This window comes from Bradyrhizobium sp. (assembly GCF_019244115.1).
GTDB lineage: Bacteria > Pseudomonadota > Alphaproteobacteria > Rhizobiales > Xanthobacteraceae > Bradyrhizobium.
Genome location: NZ_JAFATE010000182.1, coordinates 1 through 10,184, shown reverse-complemented (window position 1 = coordinate 10,184; position 10,184 = coordinate 1). Strand labels below are relative to the sequence as shown.

The 10,184-nt window shown below is 62.1% G+C and carries 10 protein-coding genes and 1 tRNA gene; 3 read left to right on the top strand and 8 right to left on the bottom strand.

Annotated elements, in window-relative coordinates:
* Positions 1-770: hypothetical protein (locus tag JOZ76_RS08055; protein WP_291698097.1), on the bottom strand; the 770-nt coding region annotated here is incomplete at its 3' end.
* Between the two features lie 340 nt (positions 771-1,110).
* Between JOZ76_RS08055 and JOZ76_RS38155 the strand changes: the two genes are divergently transcribed.
* Positions 1,111-1,296, top strand: coding sequence for an ATP-dependent Clp protease adaptor ClpS (locus JOZ76_RS38155; RefSeq protein ID WP_366113953.1), 186 nt, complete (start codon positions 1,111-1,113; stop codon positions 1,294-1,296).
* A gap of 201 nt (positions 1,297-1,497) precedes the next feature.
* Here JOZ76_RS38155 and irrA read toward each other — a convergent pair whose 3' ends face one another.
* From irrA to JOZ76_RS08035, 4 genes are all read right to left on the bottom strand, one after another.
* Positions 1,498-1,989: an iron response transcriptional regulator IrrA gene (gene irrA / locus JOZ76_RS08050; protein ID WP_291698096.1), complete on the bottom strand. Its 492-nt coding sequence runs from the start codon at positions 1,987-1,989 to the stop codon at positions 1,498-1,500.
* A gap of 395 nt (positions 1,990-2,384) precedes the next feature.
* Positions 2,385-2,663 (bottom strand): hypothetical protein, encoded by a 279-nt coding sequence (locus JOZ76_RS08045; RefSeq protein ID WP_291698095.1) that lies wholly within the window; start codon positions 2,661-2,663, stop codon positions 2,385-2,387.
* Between the two features lie 556 nt (positions 2,664-3,219).
* A complete protein-coding gene (locus JOZ76_RS08040) occupies positions 3,220-3,858 on the bottom strand; it encodes a hypothetical protein (RefSeq protein ID WP_291698094.1) in 639 nt (212 codons plus the stop codon).
* Positions 3,859-4,338: 480 nt separating this feature from the next.
* On the bottom strand, positions 4,339-5,724 hold the full coding sequence (locus JOZ76_RS08035) for a TAXI family TRAP transporter solute-binding subunit (RefSeq protein ID WP_291698093.1): 1,386 nt from the start codon (positions 5,722-5,724) through the stop codon (positions 4,339-4,341).
* A gap of 186 nt (positions 5,725-5,910) precedes the next feature.
* Here JOZ76_RS08035 and iaaH point away from each other — a divergent pair, with 186 nt between their 5' ends.
* On the top strand, positions 5,911-7,434 hold the full coding sequence (gene iaaH / locus JOZ76_RS08030) for an indoleacetamide hydrolase (RefSeq protein WP_291698092.1): 1,524 nt from the start codon (positions 5,911-5,913) through the stop codon (positions 7,432-7,434).
* Between the two features lie 280 nt (positions 7,435-7,714).
* Here iaaH and JOZ76_RS08025 read toward each other — a convergent pair whose 3' ends face one another.
* Complete coding sequence (locus JOZ76_RS08025) at positions 7,715-8,443, bottom strand: helix-turn-helix transcriptional regulator (protein ID WP_291698091.1); 729 nt, start codon at positions 8,441-8,443, stop codon at positions 7,715-7,717.
* Between the two features lie 241 nt (positions 8,444-8,684).
* On the bottom strand, positions 8,685-9,005 hold the full coding sequence (locus JOZ76_RS08020) for a hypothetical protein (RefSeq protein ID WP_291698090.1): 321 nt from the start codon (positions 9,003-9,005) through the stop codon (positions 8,685-8,687).
* Positions 9,006-9,163: 158 nt separating this feature from the next.
* Between JOZ76_RS08020 and JOZ76_RS08015 the strand changes: the two genes are divergently transcribed.
* Positions 9,164-9,240 (top strand) — tRNA-Arg (locus JOZ76_RS08015).
* A gap of 68 nt (positions 9,241-9,308) precedes the next feature.
* Here the strand turns inward: JOZ76_RS08015 and JOZ76_RS08010 are convergent.
* Positions 9,309-10,184, bottom strand: an 876-nt coding sequence (locus JOZ76_RS08010; RefSeq protein ID WP_291698089.1) for an extracellular catalytic domain type 1 short-chain-length polyhydroxyalkanoate depolymerase, incomplete at its 5' end; no start/stop codon positions are given.

The following is a 10,184-nucleotide window of genomic DNA, read 5'->3' as shown; positions in this document are numbered from 1 at the left end:
TTGGTGATCAATTGGGTCGCAGCGGCGGTGATTTCCCCCATGTCATGGTTCTGAAGGCCTTCAATGAGGCTGTTGGCAGCAGTCCCCGCAGTTCCCTCCGCTCCAATCTCATTCTCGAAGCGGGCGTTGAACACGGTCGCCGTCTGGCCGTTCGCCATGACGAACTTTTCGGCTTGGCTGATAAAGTGCTGAAGATCATTGATCAATTGATCGCTGTTCTCTCCCCCAAGGGCACGATCGGCAAGCGTATTGCTGTCGGTGATGAAGTTGCTCACGAACGTCGTTTGCTTTGCATCGTCGGCGAACGGCGTTGGGGGCGTGGTGAGTTGAGGCAGCGCCGTCCATGACGCGCCCTTCTCGGCGACGAGGTTGGGATCGCCGAGGAAAATGTCTAGAATATCGCGGTGGATGTCGTTGATGGTCTTGGCGGCGAAGGGGTTCGTTCCATTCAAGGCTTCATTGACAGCCGTAATTTCCTGACTGAGCTGGTTCTCCATAATGTCGTAATGCAATTCGGTCAAAGTACCCTCGCCGTCGCCGGCGGAGATCGCGACCATGTCGGCCTGCACGGTCTTGAGGTCGGCCACGATGGCCGCAGCGTTCGAAGCGTCCACGCCGCCGACGAGGCGCGTCGTGGCGTCGTCGAAAACCTTGCCAATCATTTCATTGTTGATGTCGGCTGGAGGCTGCGGCGTCACGAACGCTGCAATTTCTGCATTGGCCGCATCGACGCTGGGGGAGGGACCGTTGTGGCGGTGGAACTCTACCATGGCTTGCACCCTTCAGCTTGAGGTCGCGTTCCGCGTGTAGAAAGGCTTGAACCCTGTTCGTAATTCGACAAATCATTGATGTTTTTGAGGCAGCGCCAAAAGGCTGCGCGCGAAATGGCCACAAAAGCGGCCTTCTCGTCTCCAGCACTTAGACGCGTGGTTTCGGTAGACTGGTGGTGGGCCAACCAGGGCTCGAACCTGGGACCCACCGATTAAAAGGCAGCGACAAGCCATTTCGATGTCGGCCATCGCTTGCCCATGCTCGCTGGCCAAGTCAAAGCGCGCGATGGCGAACCGATGAGGGCCGCTGGCTTCGTCCGATACTTCTGTGGGCTCATCGATGTTCGACGTTCGGCTTCTGAACGATGATCATACTCCAATGGAGTTCGTGGTGTACGTGCTACAGGAGGTGTTCGAGCTGGAACACGACGATGCCGTGCGCGCCATGTTCCAAAGCCACCACGAGGGGTCGGGCGGATGCGGGCTTTTCCCAATGAGGCGGCGCAGGGCAAGGCCGCGCAGGTAATGGACCTCGCCCGTCAACATCAACATCCGCTTCGATGTTGTCGTGCGCCATTCTGAGATTTGGTCCGCACACGCTGATCGATATGTAGTATCCGGATTGGATCAGTCGCGTCGGTTTGGCCGCGCGCGAGCTATGTTCGTGATCGCTACGAGCAGCTGTGGCTATCGGTCGGGTCGCGTTAAGCCCCAATAAGGTGCCAGCTCAGCCTTTCTTGCGAAGCCGAATAACCATATCGATGCGCGAAATCTCGTAACCTTCCGGTACGTCCGGCATCCTGTGCAGCACCAGATGCAGATCGGGAATGTCGACCAGCTCGTGATTGTGCTCGAGATAGAAGTGATGGTGCGCGGTGACGTTGGTGTCGAAATAGGTCTTGGTGCCGTCGACGCTGACCTGGCGCAGCAGGCCGGCATCGGTCAGCTGGTTGAGCGTATTGTAGACGGTGGCGAGCGAAACCGAGACCTTGGCAAGCGTCGCTTCCTCATAGAGCATTTCGGCCGTGAGATGCCGCGCGCCCTTGCCGAACAGCAGCCAGCCCAGCGCCATGCGCTGCCGGGTCGGACGAAGACCTGCCGAGCGCAGCATGGCATCGACATGGTGCCAAGGACAGCCCGTCAGGGCAGGCTTAAGTCTCGCAAGAAACGTTGGCAGCGCGCGGTCGGAGTGGTCCGCAATCGGGGCGCAATCGCTCATTTTTCAGTTCCTGACAACGCTTAGGGAAACGCAAACTTACATTTTTGTTAGATTTTGTATGAGGCCAAATTGTGCGGATGCAACTCTTCGCAACTAGAGCCGATCGAACCGCCGCGATTCGACGCGGCTCGCGCCGCATTCGAACACGCTTGGTCCATCTTTGTGTCGCGGAGCACTAGTTCGCGGTTGTCATTGAGGCGACCTTACTCGCACTACGCGAAGAAAAGTACATAGATTGCCCCCGAGACCACGATGGTCATCCAGAGGCACCAAACGAGCAGCCACACTGTATCGCGCCTCATGGATGCAACCATGGCATAGCGAGCTTTTGTCGGCACCACTAAGCGGTTGCGCCATCGCCGCCGCCTGCTCCGGCCACCCTGGAGACTTTCAGCTCAACGATCGAGAACTTCATCCGCCATGGACACATTCTTCGCGATCGCTCGAAGTCGAACGAAGATTTCGGCTGCTCGCATCCCGGCGCTACCGACATCGACGAGCGCGCGCCGAACTTCCTCCAGATCTGGCTGTTCAGCGCCCAGCCAGTTTAACGCGGCCTGTGTATTTGCAAGCACTGCTGAGATCGCGTCGGCGAGCTCGTGCGATTGCGCATCATAGGTACGCACGAACTCCGCCGCAGTTTGCAATGTCACTTGGCCGTTCGCGTTGCTCACCGTTCGCTCCGATCCGAAGAAGCGTTGATCAGGCCCAGCTGAGAGGGTGTTGTTTCATACCCCTTCCGCCTGGAGCACCGGCATCACCTCGCTCACTGAGCAGCTGCCCACAATCAAAGTTGTCAAGTGCGGCTTCTCCTAAGCGGTCATTGGAGGAGATTAAAGTTTCGACAGAAAATGACAGGCAGCGGACCGGTTATGCTGAGTCATCAGCACCTGAATACTGTCGAGCGGTAGAGAGCCGACCCATCAAAAATATGAGAGCGCCGAGGCTGGGACTCGCCATTCCGAAAATTCGGCTTTGGGTCACTTGCTGCCTTCCCGAACGCGTCCGCGCCACAGCTGCTGTACTCCAGATAGCTGCCGACTTGCTGCGCTGCCAGATTTCGGCAGCCGTCAAACCCGGAGGTATTCGCCCATGCCAAAATAGCCCGCATTTACATGATAAGCCGACGTTGGCTCTAGGCCGCCGGCCGATCTTCCTTTCCTCGCCGCGCATCACGATCCTAAAAGGAGCTGGACGACAGGAAGAATCAGCATTGGGTGTTCGCGAATTTCAACGAGTCACGAGCGATGCCAGCCAGCTGATCACCGGGAACGGTGTAAACACCTGCAACAGGATGAGAATGATTGCGACGGCCGCTGCATAGGACAGCACCGCCCGCAGCACGCGCTGCCCGAGCGGCGGATAAGGCGGCCGGTTGTCGGCAGGCCAGGCGAATTCCTCTTCCCACTCCCGCTGTGAAATATGAGCTGGCCGGATTGTTTCGAGCGGAAGCCAGGCGCGATAGGCGTCGATGCCACGCTGTCTGGCGATGGCATTTCTCGACCAGAAGAAGTTATGACGCCCCGCCAGATCGACGAGTTTCCGAGCGCCGATCCCGCAAAGCGACAGGATGAGCCAGCAGGCCAGATAGACGTACGCAATCATCAAGCCGAAAGTCAGCCACGACTTCGTAAACGATTTCACGGTGAAGATGGACCCAATCAGTTCAATGGTGTCGTCGACGAGCCGGTCGAGGCCATCGAAAATCCTGCCAAAGGCCGACTTGTCGTTGGCGGCCTGCAGCAGCAAGATCAGGAAAATCACGAGCGCGAACTGAACGAGCGGAAATCGGAACGCCATTCGAAAAGGGGCGGAGAGCGTCTTCAACATCGGCGTCGCACCCGAAAAAGCCAGCGGCGATTGCAGCACCGGACCTTATCGCAAGGCGCAGCGAACCCATAAGGTCATTTCATGGCCGCCGAGAGGCGGCCTGTCCCTAGAGCATGAGGAAGTTTGCTCGAATCGGTTTACCGGCCGGCCGCTCACCTCTCCCCGCTTGTGGGGAGAGGTCGGATCGCATCCTTGGATGCGATCCGGGTGAGGGGACCCTCCGCGAGCTCCAGTGTGGAGACTCCCCCTCACCCCAACCCTCTCCCCGCAAGCGGGGAGAGGGGGCGCAGTCTTCCGTAGGACTCTGATCGAACCGCGTTTCCTCAAGCTTTAGCGCATCACGAGCTGCTCCATCCGCTCGTCCTCAAGCAGCGGCGTCTTCGTCGCTTCTCGAAGGATGAGGCCCAAAATCGCTATCGGGACCTCCTTGTTGACCGAGCGCGATGCGAGGCATCGTCCGAAGACGCCGCGCAAAGCGCGCGGCCCGCCAATATGAGAGGTTGAGTGATCGACTGGCCCCTATCCCGTCCGGGCGCGGGGCAGGCCGACGACGTTGCCGGACAATGCGGCACGGCGGTCGGCGACGGCGTGGTGAAACTGGCCGAGCACCAGGCTGTAGGCGGCAAGGTCCGCCTCCTCGATCGCGCCGTCCTCATAGCATTGCAGCGTTTCGCGCAGGATCTCGTCGGCCTCGTGCTGCATGGTGTCGAGTTCCTCGACGCGCTCGATCTTGCGCACCTGCGCGATCGCGGCGACCAGTTTTTCGCGATGCAGGATGCTCAGCTGCCGCTCGTCACGCTTGATGTAGTGGCGCACGGCCGCGCTGACCGAGCCGAGCACGGACAGCAGCAGCACGGCGCCCCAGATGTAATCGCTGTACTTGTCCATGAAGCTGCGCTCATTGCCGTCGATATAGGCGGCTGCTCCGCGATGGGCGGGAATCGCGGCATCCTTGTCGGTGTCGGGCTTCTCGATTTTGGCCGCTGCCGGGATTTCGCGCACGAGCGTCGGTTTGGCCGAGAAGATCTGCCGGGTCAGCGCGGCCACGGTGGTTTCCGACAACGATTTTGGCGCCACGATCAAATGGTCGATGCCGACCGTCTCGACCTTGTCGTCGGGCCGCGCCGGCTGCGCGGTGAAGGCGCTGCCGGGGATTTCCTCGGACTGGTAGTGCGGATGCCGCGAGGCAATCGCCTCCGACACGTCAATGGGCAAGAATGTCGGCTCGCCCCTGGCGCGGGCGCTCGCGACGATCGCGTCCGTCGTCAGCTTGCTGCCGAGCGGGGCGACGATCATGAACGCATCCACCGTGGCATCGCGCACCATGTCGACGGCCTTGTCGGGACTGACATGCGCGATCTCGACCTTGTCCGGATCGGCGCCCGACTCCTTGAGAATGACGCGGAGCAGCGCCGTGTTGACATCGGTGCGGCCGACGACGCCGACCCGATGACCCGGCAGGTCGGAGATCGCCTTGATCCGCTTCCGTCCGCGCGAGGGCCGCTCCGGCGCCCACAGTACCACGACATTCTTGCGCAGGACGGCAACGGCCTCGGCGCCGTCGGGCAGATCCTCATCTGCGCGCGCCACCGCGAGATCGGCCTGCCCATCCCTGAACACATGGACGCTGTCCACCGGGCCTGCGGTGGCCACGACCGAAAGGCGGACCGAGGCGGTCTCGTTGGCCAGGTTCTGGGCCAGGGCCTGGATGATCTTGTGATCGTCGCTGCCGGCCGGTCCGACCGCAATCCGGAGCGTCGCCGGACGCAGCAGCAGAAAGGCTATTCCGACCACGGCCGCGAACAACAGCAGTCCCGCGGCCAGCACCAGCAGCGGGGCACTTTTCCGCCTTCGGCTCGGGGCGGAAAGGTCGGCGGCGCCGGTCGGACCGTCTGAAGAGGACATGTCGTTCATCCCTGGCGGTAGGCGGCCCCGCCGGGAGGATAGCATGGATCCGAACGGGAGACTGCAGCGCCGGTCGGATTGGGGACCGATCTGTCCGCAATTTTGAGGACAGACGGAACCTGTCATTTTGCTTATCCTGGCTGGAACGGCGCTTGCGTGACCCAAGGCATCAAAGGGAGGCCGACCATGTCGCAAAACAGCTTGCCATTGCTCGCCTGTGCGAGCGTGCTCGCGGGGACTGCATTGTTTGCAAGTTCAGCGGCGCGCGGCGCCGACGCCTTCGATCTGGACACGCTGACGGCAACAGAAGCCGCCGCCGATCTCTGTGCCGGCAAATACACGAGCGAGACGCTGGTCGCGGCCGTGCTGGCCCGCGCCAAGGCGCAGCGCGAGCTCAACGCCTTCATCACCCTGGACGAGGCCGGCGCCATCAAGGCGGCGCGGGCGTTCGATCAAAAGCACCGGCGCGGCCCCTGCGAGCCGCTCGGCGGCGTGCCGATTGCGGTCAAGGACAACATCGAGGTCGAGGGCTTGCCCGCGACCGCCGGCACGCCGGCATTGAAGAACTACATCCCCGCGAAGGATGCGCCGGTTGCGGCAAAACTGCGGGCCGCCGGCGCCATCATCATCGGCAAGACCAACATGCATGAGCTGGCCTTCGGCATTTCCGGCTACAACGGTGCCTACAAGACCGGCGCGGATTATGGCGTGCGCAATGCCTATGACCCGGCGAAGATCGCGGGCGGCTCGTCGTCGGGCAATGGCGCGGCGCTGGGGGCGCGGATCGTGCCGATTGCGGTCGGCACCGATACCGGCGGCTCGGTGCGGATTCCCTGCGCGCTCAACGGCTGCGCCGCGCTGCGGCCGACCGTCGGCCGTTACTCGCAAGTTGGCATCGCGCCGATCTCGCACACCCGCGACACCGCGGGGCCCATGGCCACCAGCGTCGCGGACGTTGCGCTGCTCGATCGCGTGATCGCCGGCGGCGGCGGCGTGGGGCCGGCCGATCTCAAGAGCGTGCGCGTCGGCGTCGTGGCGGCGATGCTCGCCAATCTCGACGAGGACACCAAGCAGGCGTTTGCGGCGGCGCGCAGCAAGCTGGCCGCGGCCGGCGTCACCGTGCTCGACGTCGACATGTCTGACCTCGCCGAGCTGAATGGCAAGGTCTCATTTCCGGTTGCGATCTATGAAGCCAATGACGACATGGTCGCCTATCTCAAGCGTGGGCCGAAGATCGCACTCGCCGATCTCGCCAAGGCCATTGCGAGTCCCGACGTGAAGGGCACCTATGACGGCCTGGTGCTGCCGCGCAAGCTGCCGGGGCCGGACAACAGCGTCGTCGACGGCAAGCCGGCCTATGATGCCGCGATCAAGACCGCCCGGCCAGCGCTGCAGGCGCTCTATCGCGACACCTTCGCGAAGAACCGGCTGGATGCGATCATTTTTCCGACCGTGCCGAAGGTCGCGATTGCCTCCAATCCGGACTCCTCGAGCCTGCCGAATTTTCTGCTCTTCATCCAGAATACCGATCCCGGCAGCAATGCCGGCGTACCTGGCCTGCAGATTCCGATCGCGTTAGGGGCTTCGAGCCGCCTGCCGGTGGGCCTTGAGCTCGACGGCCCCGCAGGGAGCGACCGCCGCCTGCTTGCGATCGGCCTTGCGCTAGACAAGCTGTTCGGCCGCCTGCCGCCGCCAGCGAAAAGCATATGAGGTGCACGTGTGGTGCACGGGTCGAGACCAGGCTTGTGGATCGAGGTATTAAAGCGCGGTGAAGTTGGCTCGAATCGGTTTACCGGCCGGGGATGTTCACCTCTCCCCGCTTGCGGGGAGAGGTCGGATCGCATCGTTCGATGCGATCCGGGTGAGGGGGATTCTCCACGAAACGAACTCAGTCCCTTGAGACTCCCCCTCACCCCAGCCCTCTCCCCGCAAGCGGGGAGGGAGCGCATCTTCCGTACGGCTCTGATCGAACCTCATTACATGCTTTTGCCTACTTTATCAGCTTTGCGGCGACGGCGCTGCGGCGGTCGACCGCGAGCTTGTCGAAGATGCGCTGGCAATAGGTCCGCACCGTCGAGAAGCGAATGCCGAGCCGCTCGGCGATGAGCTTGTCGGGCAGGCCTTTTGCGATCATCTCCGCGATTTCGTATTCGCGCATCGACAGTTTTGCGCAAGGCGGCGCGTCGACAGCCGTGTCCCGCCTGCCTTGCGCGCGGACCAGCGCGCTGGTGAAGGCCGGCTCGATGAGGCGCAACAGTTCCAGCGTGCGGTGATCGAAATTGACTCGCCCGCGGCCGCGCCAGATGCGCAAATCGCCGATATTGCGCTCGCCTGCGAAGCTGTAGACGTTGACGCCCCAATGCAGGCCGTCGCGCGCCAAAAAGTCGTTGAAGAACTCGGTACGCATCAGATCGCGCTGCGTCATCACCTGGTTGACCAGCGTCGGCACCCGCCGCGCCTGCAGTTTCAGGGTGATCGGATCACAGCTCTGGTAGTAGCTGTCGTAGCGCGCCAGATTATCCGGGCTCATGTTGAGGAAGACGCCGTCGCCAAAACGCCTGCTGCGATCGTCCCAGACGAAGGAGGCGAAATAGTCCGCACCCAGCAGGTCGAGCAGATCGTGCCCGACGCGTTCGCGCACCTCGCGCGCGGCCATGTCTTCGGCGAGCAGACCGAACAGGCGCGCCAAGGCGCGGCTCTCTCCTGATGTGACGAACATCTGCGAATGCTACAGCATGATCCGGAAAAGTGCGAAGCGGTTTTCCGTCAAGATCATGCTCAAACAACAAACTGAAGCACGATGGCGATTCAATCTGGTCCCATCGCGCTTTGGTCTGCCATCAAGGTCCGTGCGATCGCCCGCGCCACACCCTGCAGCACGATCCCTATGCGCTTTCCTGCCTGTTGCGGCGCACGTAGAGGGAAGCGTCACAGACCAGTCCCCGCGAACGCGCGCGACGCTAGAGTCCGATGCAGGTCCTCACGAATTCCTTGCGCTCGTCGCCGGTGATCTTCTGGACGATCGCCTGCTTCAGGCAGTCGAGATGCGCCTGCGCCATGCAGAGCTGCATCTGGTCCTGGTGCTCCTGTCCCTGCGCGCTGCGTGCGGCGGTCACGCAGGCCATCCGCTTCGACGGCACGACCGGGACCGGCGCGGCCCGGTTGACCGCGACCGTTGAGCCCGGTGGGCCGGGTGGCGTCGGCGTGGCTGATTGGGACAGTGCGGCTGATGCCGCGACGATCGACATGGCAAGTGTGGACACAATTGCCAAGGGTTTCATGATCGCCCTCCGTGCAAGTCGTGAATGCTTAATGAGCGGGACGTGAATGGCGGGTGAATGCGGGGCCGCTTTCCGGGCCGATCAACTGGAGGCTTCCGAACCGGCGTGCGCTCTGCTATGGAAAGCCTGCGCACCCCGGACTTTTGGGCCGGGTCGTCGGTCCCGTAGCTCAGCTGGATAGAGCGGCGGTTTCCTAAACCGTAGGTCGCATGTTCGAGTCATGCCGGGATCGCCACTCGCCCTCGTGCAAGATATCCCTAGCCCGACATCGGAGAACACCAACAGCGGACTGGATTAATCGAGCTAGACGGACAGTGAATGCTCGAGGAAGAAGCGCAGCATTTCCCTCGTTGCATCTGGTCCTCGTGGATCGGTGTAGGAGCCCGCAGGGCTGCCTCCCGACCAGGCGTGTCCAGCTCCGTGGATCTTCCAGTGCTCGAAGACTCCGCGCCCGCTGCCATCGATGTGGATCGTGCGGGTATAGGCATGACCGTCCGGTACCCGCCCGCGATGCACGTTCTTCCTTGTGCCCGCCGTTTTCGTGCACTGCTCGACAATTTGATCGCCGTTGTTCGGATGCACGGTCACGTCGCGATCGCCGTGAAAAACGATCGTCGGCACGGCTGACCCGGCAGCTGGAATTGCATCGCGATCGGACGGGCCACCTTGTCGCATGGCGACAAACGCGGAGGGAAGGTCATTCGCGGCGCCACAGGCCAGGCCGGAATGTACGCCGATCGCCGCGTACAGATCATGGTAGGTCGTCCCCATAATGGCCGCCGCCGCTGCTCCGGCGGACAGTCCACCGACATAGACGCGCTTTGGATCGACCGCATAGTCGCGCATGATTTGGCGCGTGATTCCGGCGATGAGCGAAGGTTCGCCGCGGCCCCGCTGCTGGTCGGCGGTACGAAACCAGTTCCAGCATTTGGCCTGATTGGCCTTGCTGTGCTGTGCGGGATAGACCACAAAACAGCTGTGCTCTTCTGCGATGAAGTTCATCCGCGTGCCGGCGGCGAAATCTTCCGGCGACTGCGTGCAGCCGTGGAGCATCACGACCAAGGGAAGCGGTTGGCCTTGATAGCGGCTGGGAATGAAGAGCCGGTAGGCACGGCTGCCCGCTGGATTGCGGTAGGCCCCTTCGATGAACCTCCCGCCCTCCGGCACCATGTCCTGAAC